Origin of the sequence: Streptomyces tremellae (genome assembly GCF_039540215.1) — a bacterium.
Taxonomy (GTDB): Bacteria; Actinomycetota; Actinomycetes; order Streptomycetales; family Streptomycetaceae; genus Streptomyces; species Streptomyces tremellae.
This window is the reverse complement of sequence record NZ_BAABEP010000025.1, coordinates 76,456-95,215: the sequence shown is the minus strand read 5'-3', so window position 1 is coordinate 95,215 and position 18,760 is coordinate 76,456. Positions and strand designations below refer to the sequence as shown.

The 18,760-nt window shown below is 76.8% G+C and carries 1 protein-coding gene; it reads left to right on the top strand.

The genetic code is table 11. From position 1 onward, the window contains the following. The first annotated feature begins 186 nt into the window (after window positions 1–186). Window positions 187–18,750 carry a non-ribosomal peptide synthetase gene (locus tag ABEA77_RS18490; RefSeq protein ID WP_345648479.1) on the top strand — a complete coding sequence of 6,188 codons (18,564 nt, stop codon included), beginning with the start codon at window positions 187–189 and terminating at the stop codon, window positions 18,748–18,750. Window positions 18,751–18,760 lie beyond the last annotated feature (10 nt).

The following is an 18,760-nucleotide window of genomic DNA, read 5'->3' as shown; positions in this document are numbered from 1 at the left end:
CCAAGGAGTTGGGATCGCACGTTGTCTTCCTAAGACCGCTTGGCCTCCGACTTTGTCCACGCCCGCCGCCCGTCCGTGCCCCCGCCGAAGAGCCGTCCCCGCCGCCCGCTCCGGGCCGGCGGGAGCGGCCGCCCCCGCTCGCCCCCACCCGCGCCGTACCCGCGCCCGCCCTTAAGGACGTGCCCCATGAAGGACCCGTACGACAAGCCCGCGTCGGCGACCCCGCTGACCGGGGGCGGCGACACCGAGGCCGCGCACCCCGCGCTCGGCGAACTCTTCGCCGCCCGGGTGGCCCACGCCCCGCACGCCCCCGCGCTCACCGACGGGACCCGCACCTGGAGCTACCGCGAACTCGCCGACCGTGCCGACCGGTTGGCCGGGCACCTGGCGCGCTCGGGAGCCGGGCCCGACCGGGTGGTCGCACTGGTCCTGCCGCGCTCCATGGAACTCGTCGCGGCCGAGCTCGCCGTGGCGCGCGCGGGCGCCGCCTTCCTGCCGGTCGACCCGGCCTACCCCGCCCGGCGCAGGGAGCTGATGCTCGCCGACGCGGCGCCCGCGGTGACGCTCGACGACCCCGGCGCGGTCCGCGCCCTGCTGGAGAGCGGGGACGGCGCGCCGCCGCCGGAGGGCGCGGCCCGGGGCGCGGGCCCCGACGCGACGGCGTACGTGATCTACACCTCGGGGTCGACCGGCACACCGAAGGGCGTGGCCGTCACCCACCGCGGCATCGGCGGGTTCGCGGCGGCCGCCGCCGAGCGGTACGCCGTGGGGCCCGGCGACCACGTCCTCCAGTTCTCCTCGCCCAGCTTCGACGCCTCCGTGCTCGAACTGTGCGCGTCCGTACTGTCGGGCGCCACCCTCGTCGTCCCGCCCGAAGGGCCCTGGCTGGGCGACGAACTCGCCGCGGTCCTCGACGAACACCGCATCACCCACACCCTCATCCCGCCCGCCGCGCTGGCCACCCTGCCGGACCCGGCCCTGGGCGCGGGACGCTCGCTGCGCACACTGATCGTGGGCGCGGAGGCGTGCCCGCCGCACCTGGTCGACCGGTGGGCGCCGGGCCGCCGCATGATCAACTCGTACGGCCCCACCGAGGCCACCGTCGTCGCCACCTGGACCCCGCCGCTCGCCGCGGGCCGCGGCACCCCGACGATCGGCTCGGCCCTGCCGCACGCCGGGGTCCATGTCCTCGACGCCGCGATGCGGCCCGTACCGCCGGGCGGGGAAGGCGAGTTGTACATCGGCGGCGACGGCGTGGCCCGCGGCTACCTGCGGCGGCCCGGTCTGACCGCCGCCCGGTTCGTCGCCGACCCCTTCGGCCCCGCGGGGACCAGGCTGTACCGCACGGGCGACCGCGTGCGGCTGCGGCCGGACGGCGAACTCGACTACCTGGGGCGGCTCGACCGGCAGGTGAAGATCCGCGGCTTCCGCGTCGAGCCGGGGGAGATCGAGGCCGCCCTGAGCCGCGACCCGCGGGTCGGCGAGGCCGCGGTGGTGGTCCGCGAGGACGAGCCGGGCCGGCCCCGCCTCGTCGGCTACGCCACCCCCGCGGACCCCGGCTCGCCCCCCGACAGGGCGTCGCTGCGCGCGGCCCTCGCCGCCGTGCTCCCCGCCCACCTGGTGCCCTCGGCCGTGGTCGTCCTCGACCGGATGCCGCTCACCGCGCAGAACAAGACCGACCGCGACGCCCTGCCTGCACCCGAACAGGACGCGCCCGCCGCCCGGTTGGCGCCGCGCACCCCGCAGGAGGCGACGCTGGCGGCGATCTGGGCCGACGTGCTGGGCGTCGAAGCGGTCGGTGTGCGGGACGACTTCCTCGACCTGGGCGGCGACTCGATCCTCGCCGCACGCGCCCTCTCGCGGACCCGCGAGGAGCTGGGCGGGCACCTCACCGTCCGGGACCTCTTCACCGCCCGCACCGTCGAGGCCCTCGCGGACGTCCTCGGCGACACCGCGGCGGCCGCGCCCCCCGAGCCGATCCCCGCGGCCCCCCGCACCGGCGGCCTGCCGCTGTCCAGCGCCCAACGGCGGCTGTGGTTCCTCGACGACCTCACCGCGGGCGGCGCCGAGTACAACACCGGCCTCGCCCTGCGGCTGCGCGGGCCCCTCGACACCGACGCGCTGCGGCGCGCCCTGCGCCTGCTCGCGGCCCGGCACGACGCGCTGCGCACCACGTTCCGCACCGTCGAGGGCCAGGGCCTCCAGTACGTCGCGGCAGAACCCGACCTGCCGCTGCGCACCGCCGACCTCACAGGGCTGCCCGCGGCCCGCAGGGACGAAGCCGCGCAGCGGTTGCTGACCGAGGAGCTCGGCAGGCCGTACGACCTGACGGCGGGGCCCCTCACCCGCGCCCTGCTGGTCCGGCTCGGCGACGCCGACCGGCTGCTGCTGCTCGCCCAGCACCACATCGTCACCGACGGCTGGTCCACGGGCGTCCTCACCCGCGAACTGGCAGCGCTCTACCGCGCGCAGACCACGGGCGAGCCCTCGGGCCTCGCGCAACCCGCCGTCCAGTACCCGGACTTCGCGGCCTGGGAGCAGCGGCGGCGCGCCTCGGACGCGGACACCGGGCACCTGCGCTACTGGCGCAGGCACCTGGACGGGCTCCAGCAGCTCGAACTGCCCACCGACCGGCCGCGGCCCGCCGTGCGCACCACCGAGGGCGCAGGGCACCGCCACCACCTGCCGGCCGCCCTGATGGACGGGCTGCGCACCCTCGCCACCGGGCGCGGCACCACCGTGTTCACCGTGCTCGCGGGGGCCTGCGCGCTGCTGTTCGCACGCTACTCGGGCCAGCGCGACGTGGCGTTCGGCACCGTCACCACCGGACGCGACCGCCGCGACCTGGAGGACGTCGCGGGCTTCTTCGCCAACACCGTGGTGCTGCGCACCGACGTGGACGAGCGGGCCGGCGTCGACCGGTTCGTCGAGGGCATGCGCGCCACGCTGCTCGACGCCTTCGCCCACGACGCGGTGCCGTTCGACCGCGTGGTCGAGGAGCTGGCCCCGCCCAGGGACCCGAGCCGTACCCCGCTCGTGCAGGCCCTCGTCGTCCAGCAGACCGCCGCGCCGGCGCGGGAGGCGGGCGCGGTGCGGTTCGACGAGCACCCGCTGCCGCGGCCCGCCGCGCGCTTCGACCTCGTCCTGGAGTTCACCCCTGACGCGGCGGGCGGCTGCGTGCTGACCACCGAGTACAACACCGGCCTGTTCGAGGCGCGGACCGTGGCGCGGATGAGCCGCCATCTGCACCGGCTGCTCGACGCGATGGCGGAGGGGCCTGGCCGGAGCCTGGCCGAGCTGCCCATGCTCTCCGACGAGGAGCAGCGCACCCTGGTGGACCGCTGGAACCCGCCGGCGGGCACCGGAGGGGACCCCGGGGCCACCCTGCCCGACCTGTTCCGGGACCAGGTCGCGCGCACCCCGGGGCGTACCGCCGTCACCCATGGCTCACAGCGGCTCGACTACGCGGAGGTCGACCGCCGCGCGAGCCTGCTGGCGCGGGAGCTGGTGGCCAGGGGCGCCGCGCCGGAGACACTGGTGGCGCTCTGCCTGCCGCGCACCGCGGAGCTGCCGGTCGTGCTGTGGGCGGTGCTGAAGTCGGGCGCGGGATACCTGCCCGTGGACCCGGACTACCCGGCCGAGCGCATCAGGTTCATGCTGTCCGACGCGCGGCCCGCGCTGGTCGTGGCCACGGCCGAGACCGCCGCCGCGCTCCCCGCGGAGTGCGAACCCCTGATCCTCGGGGAGCCGGGCGGCCACTCCGCTCCCCGCGGCGCCGCGCTCGCCGCGGCCGGCGACGTGGGCGACGGTGAGCGGACCCGGCCGCTGCTGCCCGACCACCCGGCGTACGTCATCTACACCTCGGGCTCGACCGGGCGCCCCAAGGGCGTCGTGGTCACCCACAGGACCGTCGCCGCGCTGGCGGCCTGGGCGCGCGAGCGGTTCGGCGGGCGCGGGACCGGCCCGGTGGTCGCCTCCACATCGCTCAACTTCGACGTCTCGGTGTTCGAGCTGCTGTGCCCCCTGCTGTACGGCGGCACCGTCGAGGTGGTCGCCGACGCGGGCGCTCTCGCGGAGGCGGGGGAGCGGCGGGCCGGCCTGGTCAGCGGGGTGCCGTCCGTGCTGTCCCGGCTGTTCGCCCGGGGCGCGGCGCCGGTGGCCGCGGACACGGTCGTCCTCGCGGGCGAGGCGCTGTCCGCGCAGACCGTGCACGACCTGCGGGCCGCGCTGCCCTCCTGCGCGATCGTCAACGTCTACGGGCCCACCGAGACCACCGTGTACGCCACCGCCTGGTTCGCCGGGGAGCGGCTTCCCGACCAGCCGCCGCCCATCGGCCGGCCCGTCGCCCGCACCCGGGCGTATGTCCTCGACGGCCGCATGCGCCCACAACCTCCGGGCGTGGCAGGTGAGTTGTACCTAGGTGGCGGTGGGCTCGCCCGGGGCTACCTGGGGCGCCCCGGGCTGAGTGCCCGGCGGTTCGTCGCCGACCCGTTCGGCGCCCCCGGCGCGCGCATGTACCGCACGGGCGACCTGGCGCGCCGGCGCGCGGACGGCGAGCTGGTCTACGTCGGCAGGACCGACCAGCAGGTCAAGGTGCGTGGCTTCCGTATCGAACTCGGCGAGGTGGAGGAGGCGTTGCGCCACTGCCCCGGGGTGGCCGAGGCGGCGGTCACCGTCACCGAGGACGACGGCAACCGGCGGCTGACCGGATACGTGGTCCCGGCGCGGGGACAGCGGGTGGAACCGGAGGCCGCGCGTCGCGCGCTGGGCCGCACCCTGCCCGACTACATGGTCCCCGCGACCGTGCTGGTCCTCGGCGAACTCCCGCTCAGCCCCAACGGCAAGCTCGACAGGGGCCGGCTGCCGCTGCCGGGCCCCGCGCCGCGCGCGGTGCGCCACGTCGCCCCGCGCACCCCCACGGAACGGCTGCTCGCCGCCGTGCTCGCCGAGGTCCTGCGCGTCGAACGCGTGGGCGTGGACGACAACTTCTTCGAGCTCGGCGGCGACTCGATCCTCAGCATCCAGGTGGTGGCGCGGGCCAGGCAGGAGGGCCTGACCGTGACCTCGCGCGACCTCTACCGGCACCAGACGGTCGCCGCCCTGGCCCGCTGCGCGGACGCCGCGGCCGGGGCGCGCCGGCCGGGCCACGCCCCGGTGGAGCCCGCGGGCCCCGCGCCGCTGACGCCCATCCAGCACTGGCTGTTCGCGGCGGACGCCGAGCGCGCCGCCCACTTCGCGCAGGCACTCTCCGTGCTGCTGCCGGGCGATCTCGACCCCGCCGCGCTCGAAGACGCCCTGAACGACCTCGTCACCCACCACGACGCCCTGCGCTCCCGCTTCACCGCCGCCCAGGGCGCGCCGCCCGCCTGGCACATCGCGGATCCCGGCGAGCGGATCACCCTGGCCAGGCACGCGGGACCCGACACCGACACCCCGCACTTCGGCCCCTTCGACCTGGCGCGCGGGCCGCTGCTGCGGGCCGTGCTGCACGACAGGGGCGCCGGGCGGGCGCCCGTGCTCCACCTCGCCGTGCACCACCTCGTCGTCGACGGTGTGTCCTGGCGCGTGCTCCTCGACGACCTGGACCGCGCCTACCGCGCCCGCCGCGCGGGAGCGGACGGCGCCGCCGCGCTGCCCGCCAAGTCGTCGCCGGTGCGCCAGTGGGCCCGGCGGCTCGCCGCGCACACCGCGGGGGGCGGCTTCGACGACGAGCGCGTCCACTGGGCCGCTGCCGTGCCCCCGGACGCCGGCGCGCTGCCCGCGGACCTCCCGGGCCCAGGCACTTACGGCTCCGCCCGTGCCGTCACCGTGCGCATCCCTCCCGAGGACACCGCCGTCCTGCTGCGCACCCTGCCCGACACGTACCGCACACGGCCCAACGACGTCCTGCTCGGCGCGCTCGGCCGCGCCCTGTGCGCGTGGAGCGGGCACGAGCGCGTCGTGGTCGACGTCGAGGGCCACGGCCGCGAGGAGATCTTCCCGGACCTCGACATCAGCCGCACCGTCGGCTGGTTCACCACCCGCCACCCGGTCGTCCTCGCCGTCCCGGGACAGGCCCCCTGGGACACCGTGCTCAAGCAGGTCAAGGAGCGGCTGCGCGCCGTGCCCCGGCACGGCATCGGCCACGACGCCCTGCGGTACCTGGCACCCGGGGAGCCGGAAGCGCCCGCGCCCGCCGCGCAGATCAGCTTCAACTACCTGGGCAGGATGGACCTGGAGGACGACGGGACGGGGCTGTACCGCGGCACCTTCCGGCCGCTCGAACTGGACGCGGACCCGGCGGCCGCCCGCCCGCACGCCCTTGAGGTGGTGGGCCGGCTGGACGGTGACGCGCTGGAGTTCACCTGGTTCTACTCCGACCGCGTGCACCGCGAGGCCACCGTCGCCGCCCTCGCGAGGCGCTACGCCGACGCGCTCGCCGACCTCGCCGGGTACGCCGCGGGGCCGGGCGCGGCGGGCCGCACCCCGTCCGACTTCCCGCTCGCCCCGCTCGACCAGGCGGCGGTCGACCGGGTCGCGGGGGACGACCCGGGGGCCGTCGAGGACATCCTGCCGCTGACACCGACGCAGGCGGGCATGGCCTTCCACGGCCTCTCCGAGGACGGCCGCGGCGCCTACTTCCAGCAGCTGACCTTCGTCCTGGACGGCGTGCCGAGGCCCGGCCTGCTCGCCGCCGCCTGGCAGCAGGTCACCGACGCCACGGCCGTGCTGCGCGGCCGGGTGGTCTGGCAGGACGTGCCGCAGCCGCTGTTCGTCGTCGCGCGGTCCGCGCCCGTACCCGTCACCGAGCTCGACTGGCGCGGCCTGACGGACGCCGAGGCCCGGGACCGGCTCGACACCCTGCTGCGCGAGGACCGCGCAGCAGGCCTCGACCTGGCGGGCGGCCCGCTCCAGCGGCTGCTGCTCGCCCGGGTCTCCGACACCGCGGTCCGCGTCGTGTGGTCCTTCCACCACCTGCTGCTGGACGGCTGGAGCCTCTTCCAGGTGCTCTCCGATGTGTTCACCCGCCACAGCGCCCTGTCGGGCAGGGCAGGCGCGGGGGCCCTGCCGGAGCGGCGGCCGTGGCGCGACTACCTCGCCCACCTGCGCGGACGCGACAGCGCTGAGGCCGAGGCACACTGGCGGCAGCGGCTCGCAGGACTCGGCGAGACCACCCCGCTGCCCTACGACCGCGAGCCCCGCGAGGCCCACCGCGCCGAGTCCACCGCGTCCGTGCGGGCCACCGTCCCCGAGCCCGTGACCCGGTCCCTCGAAAAGCTGGCGCGCACCTCGGGGCTCACCCTCAACACCCTGGTCCAGGGCGCCTGGGCCGTCCTGTTGGCCCGCCAGTCCGGCAGGGACGAGGTGGTGTTCGGGACCACCGTGTCCGGCAGGCCCGCGGAGCTGCCCGGCGCCGAGTCCATGACCGGCCTGTTCATCACGACCCTGCCCACCCGGGTCGCGGTCCCCGCGGACGGCACCCTCGTCGACTGGCTGCGCGCGCTCCAGCGCGACCAGAGCGAGGACAGGCGCCACGACCACCTGCCGCTGAACCGCCTGCGGGCGTTCACCGAACTCCCCGAGCGCGCCAGTCTGTTCGACAGCATCGTCGTCTTCGAGAACTACCCCGTCGGCAGCGACGACGAGCTCGCCGCGGTGCACGGCCTCACCCTGAGCGGCCTGGACGGCGTGGAGACCACCAACTACCCGCTCGGCCTCGTCGCCTACCCGGGCACCGAGCTCGCGCTGCGCCTCGGCTACGACCCGGGGCTGTTCGACGCCGGCACCGCCCGCCTGCTCACCGAGTACCTGACCGTGCTGCTCACCCGGCTGGCCGCAGCGCCCGACACGGCGCCCGCCCGGCTGCCGCTGCTCACCGCGGACCGGCGCGAGCAGGTGCTGCGCGCCTGGAACGACACGGCCACGAGCCTCCCCGAGGCCACGGTCGCAGGGCTCTTCGCCGCGCAGGTGCGGGCCACCCCGGACGCGATCGCCCTCGACGCCGGGTCCGCGCGCCTCACCTATCGCGAACTCGACCGGAGAGCAGCCGCGTTGGCGAGCCGACTGGTCTCCCGCGGGGTGCGCGCGGAACGCCCGGTCGCCGTGCTGATGGACCGCTCCGCCGAACTGGTCGTCGCCCAGCTCGCGCTGGTGCGCACCGGCGGGGTGTACGTACCGCTCGACGGCCGCGCGCCCCGGGGGCGGCTGCGGCGGATGCTGGCGGAGGCGGGGGCGGCGCTGCTGCTCACCGACGACGTGTGGGAGGGGACGGCGGCTGACCTGCTGCCGGGCGACGGCGTCCTGCGTGTGGCGGACGGCGCCCAGGACGCGTCCACGGGCGGGCCCCGCGCCGCCGCCGTCCACCCCGACAACGTCCAGTACCTGATGTTCACCTCGGGGTCCACCGGCACGCCCAAGGGCATCGCGGTGCGCCAGCGCGACGTGGCCGCGCTCGCCGGGGACCGCGCGTTCGCGGACCACCGCCGGGTGCTTGTGCACTCGCCGCACGCCTTCGACGCCGCCACCTACGAGGTATGGGTGCCCCTGCTGCGCGGCGGCACCGCCGTACTCGCACCGCCGTCCGACCTGGACGCCGCCGCGGTCCGCCACGCGATCAACGCGCGGGGCGTCACCCATCTCTGGCTCACGGCGGGCCTGTTCCGGCTGCTCGCGCAGGAGGACCCCGCCTGCCTGCGCGGCGCCCGCGAGGTGTGGACCGGCGGCGAGGCCGTGCCGGGCGCCGTCGTGCGGCGCGTACTCGACGCCTGCCCCGGCCTGACCGTCGTCGACGGCTACGGCCCCACGGAGACCACCACCTTCGCCACCCGGCGGCCCTTCCGCGCCGGCGAGGAGCTGCCCGCGGTCCTGCCCGTCGGCCGTCCACTGGACAACACCCGCGTCTATGTGCTCGACGCCACCCTCCAGCCCCAACCGCCTGGCATACCAGGGGAGTTGTACATCGCGGGTGCGGGTCTCGCGCGCGGCTACGCCGGTCGCCCCGGAGCCACAGCCGCGCGCTATCTCGCCGATCCCTACGGACCGCAAGGAGCGCGCATGTACCGCACGGGCGACATCGCGCGCTGGAGCGCGGACGGCGAACTGCACTTCGTGGGCCGCGCCGACGACCAGATCAAGATCCGCGGCTTCCGGGTCGAACCCGCCGAGATCGAGGCACGGCTGACCGCGCACCCGGCCGTCGCCGAGGCCGTCGTCTCGGCGTACCCGGCCGGCGGGCGCACCCGGCTCGCCGCCCACCTCGTCCCAGCCCACGGCGCCACCGTGCCCACCGCGGCGGAACTGCGCGCCCACCTCGCCGCCGACCTGCCCGACTACCTGCTGCCCGGCGCGTTCGTCACCGTGCCGGAGCTGCCGCTGACCGCCAACGGCAAGGTCGACAGGCGGCGGCTGCCCGAGCCCGACTGGTCGGCCGGGAGCGAGGGGCCCCACCGCGCCCCCCGCACCGCGACCGAGCGGACACTCGCCGCGATCTGGGCCGACCTCCTCGGAGTCGGACGGGTCGGCGCCGACGACAACTTCTTCATGCTCGGCGGCGACTCGATCCTCAGCATCCAGGTCGTCTCGCGGGCCCGCGCCGCGGGCCTCGCCCTCACACCGCGCGACCTGTTCCGCCACCCCACGGTGGCCAGGCTCGCCGAGGCGGCGGGCACCGCGGCGGCCGTCGCAGGCACCGGGCCCGTACGCGGCGAGGCGCCCCTCACCCCGATCCAGCACTGGTTCCTCGACCCGGGGCCGCGCCGCCCGGAGTTCTTCAACCAGTCGGTCCTGGTGGAGACGGCAGAGGACCCGGACCCCGGCGCCCTGCGCCGCGCCCTCGCCGCCCTGTGGAGCCACCACGACGCCCTGCGCGCCCGGTTCACCGCCGCGCAGGACGGCACCTGGCGCCAGGAGGTCGGGGACGCCGGAGCCCCCACCCCCGCACTGCTCCGGGTGTGCCCCCTCGAAGGACTCGACGCGGAGGCGGCACGCCGCGCCGAGGAGGACGCCACGGCGGCGGCGCACGCCGCGTTCCGGCTGGACACCGGACCGCTGTTCGCCGCCCGCCTGTTCACCGGCGGCGGCGCCGGCACGCGCCTGCTGCTCATCGCCCACCACCTGGTCGTCGACGGCGTCTCCTGGCGGATTCTGCTTGAGGACCTGGAGACCGCCTACCGGCAGGCCGCGGCGGGAGCGCCGGTACGCCTGCCCGCCCGCACCACCTCGGTGCGCGCCTGGGCCGAGCGCCTGGCGGAACACACCGAGAACGGCGGCTTCACCGGGCAGCTCGCCCACTGGGCGCGCGTCGCGGAACACTGCGCGGAGCCGCTGCCCGAGGACGCCGGGGGCGACAACGTCACCGCGGACGTCAGGGAGGTCACCGTACGGCTGGGCCGCCGGCGCACCGACGACCTGCTCCGCAGGGTCCCCGCCGTCTACCGCACCCGGATCGACGACGTCCTGCTGACCGCGCTCGGCCGGGTGCTCGCCGACTGGACGGGGCGCGACACCGTCGCCGTGGGGCTCGAAGGGCACGGCCGCGAGGACCAGTTGTTCGAGGACGTGGACCTGTCCCGCACCGTCGGCTGGTTCACCACGCTGCACCCGCTCGCCCTGCGCGTTCCCGCGGGCGACTGGGGCAGCGCCCTGAAGTCCGTCAAGGAGCAGCTGCGCGCGGTGCCCGACCGGGGCATCGGCCACGGCGCGCTGCGCCACCTCGCCCGGGACCCCCGGCTCGCCGCCGCGCCGATGCCGGGCATCAGCTTCAACTACCTCGGCAGGTTCGACTGGACGGCGGACGGCGGGTCCCTGATCCGCGGGGTGCCCGGCGGGCTCGGCGGCGCTGAGGCGCCCGGCACCGAACGCGCCCATCTGCTCGACGTGGTCGCCAGGGTCGAGGACGGGCGCCTGGAGATCAGCTGGCACCACAGCCGCGCCCGCCACCGGCGCTCCACCGTCACCCGGCTCGCCGAGGCGATGCTGCGCGCGCTCGATGACATCATCGCCCACTGCGCCGAGCCGGGCGCGGGCGGTCGCACCCCCTCCGACTTCCCGCTCGCCCGCCTCGACCAGGCCGCGGTGGACCGCCTCGCGGGCGAAGGGCGCGGCGTCGCCGACATCCTGCCGCTCACCCCGATGCAGTCGGGCATGCTTTTCCACAGCCTGCTCGACCCGGAAGGGCGCGCCTACGTCAACCAGGTGCAGCTCGTGCTCACCGGTGTCGACGACCCCAGGGCCCTCGCCGAGGCGTGGCAGCACACCGTCGACGCCAACCCGGTGCTGCGCTCCCACCCGGCCTGGCAGGAGGGCGCGGAGCCCCTCCAGGTCGTACGGCACAGCGCCACCGTGCCCGTCGCCCACCACGACTGGACCGGCAGGCCCGCGCAGGCGTGCGCCGCCGACCTCGACCGGCTGATCGACGCGGACCGCGGGGCGGGCATCGACCTCGCGGCGGCGCCGCTGATGCGCCTCACCCTGATCAGGCTCGCCCCGGGGCGCGTCCGCCTGGTGTGGACCTTCCACCACCTGCTGCTCGACGGCTGGAGCGCCGCCCAGGTCTTCGACGAGGTCTGCGAGCGGTACGCGGCGCTGGCCGCGGGGCGCACGCCGCGGGTGCGGGACCGGCGGCCGTTCGCCGACTACCTCGGCTGGCTCGCCCGCCAGGACACCGCGAAGGCCGAACAGTACTGGCGCGCCGTGCTCGCCGGCTTCCGCGCCCCGACGGAGCTGCCCCGCGACCGCCGCTCCCCTGGCGCCCACCGCGGGTCCTCCTCCGGGACGGTGCGGGTGCGGCTCGGCGCGGACGTCTCGGCGCGGCTGCGGGAGACCGCCCAGCGGGCGGGGCTCACCCTCAACACCGTCCTCCAGGGCGCCTGGGCGCTCCTGCTGTCGCGCTACGGCGGCGGGGACGACGTGGTGTTCGGCACCACCGTCTCCGGGCGGCCCGCCGAACTGCCGGGCGTCACCTCGATGGTGGGCCTGTTCATCAACACCCTGCCCACCCGGGTGAGGATCGAGGGCCGGCGCCCACTGCTCGACTGGCTGCGCGAGCTCCAGTCGGCCCAGTCCGAGGCCAGGCGCCACGAGTCCGTCTCCCTGGCCCAGCTCCAGACCTGGAGCGACGTGCCGGGCGGCACCGGCCTCTTCGACTCCATCGTCGTGTTCGAGAACTACCCCTTCGACGAGGAGGCGCTCGCCCGCCACGGCCTCGCGATGGAGCAGGAGCGCGATCTGGAGCCCACCAACTACCCGCTGAGCGTGGTCGTCGCGCCCGGCGACGCCCTCGACGTCAGCCTCGACTACGACCCGGCCGCCTTCGACGCGCCGACCGTCGAGGGCCTCGGCGGGAGCCTGCGCACCCTGCTGACGGCGATGGCCGCCGCGCCGGACGCCACCCTCGCCGAGCTGCCCCTCACCGACCCCGCCGCCGGCCGCGAGCTGCTCGACCGGTTCTGCGGTGCCCTCGTCCCCGCGCCCCGCGGCACCCTGCCGGAGGCGTTCGCCCGCCAGGCCGCACTGACCCCGCAGGCGCCCGCCGTGCGCTGCGGCGGCGACCTGCTCACCTACGGTGAACTCGGCGCACGCGCGGGCCGGCTCGCCCGGCTCCTCATCGCCGCGGGCGCGGGCCCCGAGCGGTATGTCGCCCTCGCCCTGCCCCGCACCGCCGACCTGGTCACGGCCCTGCTCGCGGTCCTCGCTTCCGGCGCCGCCTACCTGCCGGTCGACCCCGGGTACCCGGCGGAGCGCGTCGCGTTCCTCTTCGACGACGTACGGCCGCACGCCGTCGTCACGGACACCGCCACAGCGGGCCGGCTGCCCGAGGGGCCGTTCTCCCGGATCGTGCTCGACGACCCCGGCTGCGCGCGGCGGCTCGCGACCGCGTCCGCCGCGCCGGTCGCCGACACCGAGCGGCTCGCGCCCCTGCTGCCGGGCCACCCCGCCTACGTCATCCACACCTCGGGCTCTACCGGCCGCCCCAAGGGGGTCGTCGTCGCCCACGGCTCGGTGCTCGCCCTGACCGACTGGGCGGCCGCCGAGTTCACCGGCCGCGGCCTCGAACACGTGGTGGCGTCCACGTCCCTCAACTTCGACGTGTCCGTCTTCGAGATCCTCGCGCCCCTGCTGTCGGGCGGCTGCGTCGAGATCGTGCGCGACCTGCTGGCCCTGGCCGAGCGGCCCGGCCCGTGGCGTGCGGGCCTGCTCAGCGCGGTGCCCTCCGCCCTCGGCAGGCTGCTGGCCGAGGACACCGTCCACGTACGCGCGGACACCGTGGTCCTCGCGGGGGAGGGGCTGCCCGCGAGGACCGTACAGCAGGTGCGGGACGCGGTGCCGGGCTGCGCGGTGCGCAACATCTACGGGCCCACCGAGGCCACCGTGTACGCCACCGCCTTCACCTGCGACCCCGCCGACCCCGACCGCGACCCGCCGATCGGCAGGCCGGCCGGCGGCGCCCGCGCCTACGTCCTCGACGCGCGCATGCGCCCGGTGCCCGCGGGCGCGCCGGGCGAGCTCTTCCTCGCGGGCACCGGAGTCGCCCGCGGCTACCTGCGCCGCCCCGGCCTGACCGCGTCCCGCTTCCTGCCCGACCCGTTCGGGCGGCCGGGCGACCGGATGTACCGCACGGGCGACCTGGCCCGCTGGAGCCCCGAGGGCGACCTCGTCTACCTCGGCAGGGCGGACGACCAGGTCAAGGTGCGCGGCTTCCGCATCGAACCCGGCGAGGTGGAGGCGGCGCTCGCCCGCCACCCCGCGGTGGCGGGCGCCGCGGCCCGGGTGGTCGAGCACGAGGGGCACCGCCGCCTCGTCGGCTACGCGGTGCCGCGCGGTGACGGCCTGCCCGACCCGGAGGAGTTGCGCTCCTTCCTCGCGAGGAGCCTGCCGGGCCACTTGGTTCCCGCGCTCGTGGTGCCGCTCGCCGAACTCCCGCTCGGCGCCACCGGCAAGCTGGACCGGCGGGCCCTGCCGGAACCCGCGTGGGCCGCGGGCGGCGGCGCGGGCCGGCCGCCCGCCACCGCCGCCGAGCACACCCTCGCCGCGATCTGGCGCGAGGTGCTCGGCCTGCCCGACATCGGCGCGGACGACAACTACTTCGCGCTCGGCGGCGACTCCGTGCTCGGCATCAGGATCGTCTCGGCGGCCCGCAGGGCCGGGCTCGCACTCAGCCCGCGCCACCTGTTCACCCACCAGACCCTCGCCGAACTCGCCGCGGCTGCTGAGGCGTTGCCCGCCTCCCCGGTCACCGCCGAGCAGGGTGCCGTGACCGGCGACACCCCGCTCACGCCCGTACAGCACTGGCTCCTCGGCACCCTCGGCGGCGACCCGGCCGACTTCGCCCAGACCGTCGCGTACGAGCTGGCGCACGACACCGACGAGACGCTGCTGCGCGCCGCGCTCGCCGCCGTACTGGAACGCCACGACGCGCTGCGGATGCGGTACGAGGCACAACACGACGGCAGCGTGCGGCAGTACGGCACCGCCCCCGGCGGCGCCCCGCACCTCGAACTCCACGAAGGGCCGCCGGGGCCCGGTCTCGCCGCGGCGCTCGGCCGGGGCTTCGACCTGGCGAACGGGCCGCTGCTGCGGGCCGCGCTGTGCCGGGGCGGCGGCGCCGGGCGCCCGGTGCTGCTGCTCGCCGCCCACCACCTCGTCGTGGACGCGGTGTCCTGGCGGATCCTGCTGGAGGACCTCGACGCCTCCTACCGGGCCCTGGCCGCGGGCGAACGCCCCCGACTCGGCGCCAAGAGCACGTCCTTCCGCGCCTGGGCCGAGCGGCTCGCCGGGCACACCGCCGCCGGCGGCTTCGACGACGAGGCCGGGCACTGGCGCGCCCAGCGCGCCGCGGGGCCCCTGCCGGTCGACCGCCCCGGGGGCGCCAACACCGCGGCGGACGAGGAGACCGTCACCGCCGGCCTCGACGCCGAGGAGACCCGGCGGCTCCTGCGGGACGTCCCCGACGTCTACCGCACCCGGGCCAACGACGTCCTGCTGTACGCCCTCGGGCGGGTGCTGGCCCGCTGGAGCGGACAGGACAGGGTCGCGGTCGCGCTGGAGGGCCACGGCCGCGAGGACCTCTTCGACGGCGTCGACCTCTCCCGCACGGTCGGCTGGTTCACCTCGCTCCACCCCGTCGCCCTCGATGTGCCGCGGGACGCGCCCGCCGGCACCGTGCTCAAGGCCGTCAAGGAGAACCTCCGGGCCGTGCCCGGCGGCGGCATCGGCTACGGCGCCCTGCGCCACCTCCACGCCGCGGCCGGTCGCGACCTGCCCGACCTGCCCGAGATCAGCTTCAACTACCTCGGCAGGCAGGACTGGCGGCAGGCCCAGGGCGGCCTGCTGCACGCGCCGCACGGCGCGCTCGCCGGCGGCATGGACCGCTCGGCCGCCCGGCCCTGCCTCCTCGACGTGCTGGGCCGGGTCGCGGACGGCAAGCTGGAGTTCGCCTGGTCCTACTCCCGTGCCCTGCACCGGCGTGAGACCGTCGAACGGCTCGCCGCCGGCCTCACGGACGAACTGCGCGCCCTCGTACGGCACTGCGCCGAGCCCGGCGCCGGCGGTCGCACCCCCTCCGACTTCCCGCTCGCGCCGCTCGACCAGGCCGCCGTCGACCGGATCGCCGGCACCGGGCGCGACGTGCAGGACCTGTACCCGCTCACGCCCACCCAGACCGGCCTGGTCGTGCACGGCATGGACGAGGCGGAAGCGGGCCTGTACGTCGAGCAGATCACCTTCGTGCTCGACGGGGTACGCGACCCGGGAACGCTCGCCGCGGCCTGGCAGCACGTCGTCGACCGCACCCCCGTCCTGCGCACGGCCCTCGTCCTGACCGGCGTGCCCGTGCCCCTCCAGGCCGTCCACCGGGACGTGACGCTGCCGGTCACCCACCACGACTGGAGCACCCTGCCGGAGGACCGCCGTCCCGCGGAGCTCGAAGGGCTCCTCGCGGCGGAACGCGCCCGGGGCATCGACCTCGGCCGCCCGCCGCTGCTGCGCCTCGCCCTGGTCCGCCTCGGACCCGACGCGGTGCGCGTCGTGTGGACCTTCCACCACGTGCTGCTCGACGGCTGGAGCGTCTTCCACGTGCTCGGGGACGTCCTCGCCGCGCACGCCGCCCTCGGCCGCGGCGAGCGGCCCCTGCTGCCCGAGCGCAGGCCTTTCGCCGACTACGCCGCCCACCTCGCGGGCCGTGAGGCGGGCGGCGCCCGCGACCACTGGCGCGCGGCGCTCGCCGACCTGGCGGCCGCCACCCCGCTGCCCTACGACCGCAGGCCCGCCCCCGGCACCACCGCGCGCTCCGGCACCTGGCTCTCCGAGCGGCTGAGCGCCCAGGAGACCGCGCGGCTCCAGGAGTTCGCCCGCCGGCACCGGCTCACCCTCAACACCGTGGTGCAGGGCGCCTGGGCGCTGCTGCTCTCCCGCTGGAGCGGCACCCAGGACGTCTGCTTCGGCACGACCGTGTCGGGGCGCCCCTCCGAGCTGCCGGGCGCCGACACCATCACCGGCCTGTTCATCACGACCCTGCCCGCGCGCGCCCGGGTCGAGGGCGCCGCGCCCGCCGCGGCCTGGCTGCGCGCCTTCCAGGAGGCCCGCGCGGAGGACCGCCGCTTCGACCACCTGCCCCTCGGCGAACTGCACGGACTCACCCGACTGCCGCACGGCGCACCGATGTTCGACAGCCTGGTGGTCTTCGAGAACTACCCGGTCGGGGACGCCACCGCGGGCGCCCACGGCCTGGCCGTGCGCGACCTGGACGCCCGCGAGGCCACCAACTACCCGCTCACCGCGGTCGTCTCGCCCGGCGACCGGCTCGCCGTCGAACTCGGCTACGACCCGCGCCACTTCGACGCGACCACCGCCCGGTCCCTCGCCGGGCAGCTGCTGCACACCCTGTCCGCGCTGGCCGAGGCGGACGGCACCGCGCGCCTCGACGACCTCGACACACTGCCGCCGGGAGAGCGAGCCCGGCTGCTGCGCGGCCCGGTCAGGCCGCGGCGGACCCCCGTGCCCCCCGCCACCCTGCCCGCCCTCGTCGAGGCGGCCGTGGACCGCACACCGCACGCGCCCGCGCTCGGCGACCCGGAGAGGCTGCTGACCTTCGCCGAGGCCGAGGCGCACGCCAACCGCCTCGCCCACCGGCTGATCGCCCGCGGCGCGCGGCCCGGGGACATCGTGGCGCTCGAACTGCCGCGCTCCCTCGACATGGTGCTCGCCCAGCTCGCGGTCGCCAAGGCGGGCGCTGCCTTCCTGCCCGTCGACCCGGCGTACCCGGACGAGCGGATCGCGCTGATGCTCCGCGACGCGGCCCCCGCGCTCACCCTGGACGCCAAGGAGGTCGCCGCGCTGCTCGCCGAGCCGCCGGGCACCGCCCCGGACCACCGGCCCACCGACGCCGACCGCGGGCGCCCGCTCGACGTGGACGACCCGGCGTACGTCATCTACACCTCGGGCTCCACCGGCACCCCCAAGGGCGTCGTCGTCACCCACCGCGGCCTCGCCGCCTTCGCCGCCGCCGAGGCCGAGCACTACCAGGTGGCCGGGGGAGACCGGGTGCTGGCCTTCGCCACACCGAGCTTCGACGCCTCCGTGCTCGAACTGTGCGCGTCCCTGCCGCACGGCGCGCGCCTCGTGGTGCCCGAGCAGGGGCCGCTGCTCGGCGACCGGCTCGCCCGGGTGCTGCGCGCCGAGCGCATCACCCACACGCTGCTGCCGCCCGCCGCGCTCGCCACCCTGCCGCCCGGGACGCCGGGCACCCTGCCCGCCCTGAAGACGCTGATCGTCGGGGCGGACGCGTGCGGCGCCGACCTGGTCGCCCGCTGGGCCCCGCACCACCGCATGGTCAACTCCTACGGACCCACCGAGGCGACCGTCGTCGCCACCTGGTCCGCGCCCCTCGTGCCCGACGGCACGGCGCCGCCCATCGGCAGGCCGCTGCCCGCCGCGGGCGCCCGCGTGCTCGACGCGAGGCTCCGCCCCGTCCCCGACGGCGTGCCCGGCGAACTCTGGCTCACCGGACCGGGGTTGGCCCGCGGCTACCTGGGACGCGCGGGGCTGACCGCGGCCCGCTTCACCGCTGACCCCTACGGGCCGCCGGGCAGCCGCATGTACCGCACCGGCGACCTGGTGCGCCGCGACGCCCACGGCGAGCTGCGCTCCCTGGGCCGCACCGACCACCAGCTCAAGCTGCGCGGCCACCGGATCGAGGCAGGCGAGGTCGAGGCCGTCCTCACCCGCCACCCGGCGGTACTCGACGCGGTGGTGAGCCTGCGGGAGTACGAGCCCGGCACGCCCCTGCTCGTCGCCCACCTGCTCACCGCGCCCGGCGCCGAGCCGCCCGCCGACACCGCGCTGCGCGCCCTCGCCGCCGCGGTGCTGCCAGGACACATGGTGCCCTCGGTGTTCGTCGCCCTCGACCGCTTCCCCCTGACCGAGAACGGCAAGACCGACAGGGCCGCCCTGCCCGCCCCCGTACCGGGGGGCGCGCGGGACCGCGCGGTGCGGGTGGCGCCCCGCACCCCCACGGAGGAGGCGCTCGCGGCGATCTGGGCGGAGGTCCTGCACACGGCCGTCGGTGCCGAGGACGACTACTTCCTCCTCGGCGGCGACTCGATGCGGGCCCTGCTGGTCGCCTCCCGCGCCAACGACCTGTTCGGGGTGTCCCTCACCCCGCGCGACATCCTCGTCTCCCGCACCGTCGCCGCCCTGGCGGAACAGGTCGAGGAGCAGGTGCTCAGCGAACTCGAAGACGCCGCGTACGGCGGCCCCGACCACGACGAACGGTGAGGAAGCGACG

Coding starts and splice junctions, on each gene's coding strand:
- ABEA77_RS18490 (WP_345648479.1), top strand. CDS start 187: ATGAAGGACCCGTACGACAAGCCCGCGTCGGCGACCCCGCTGACCGGG.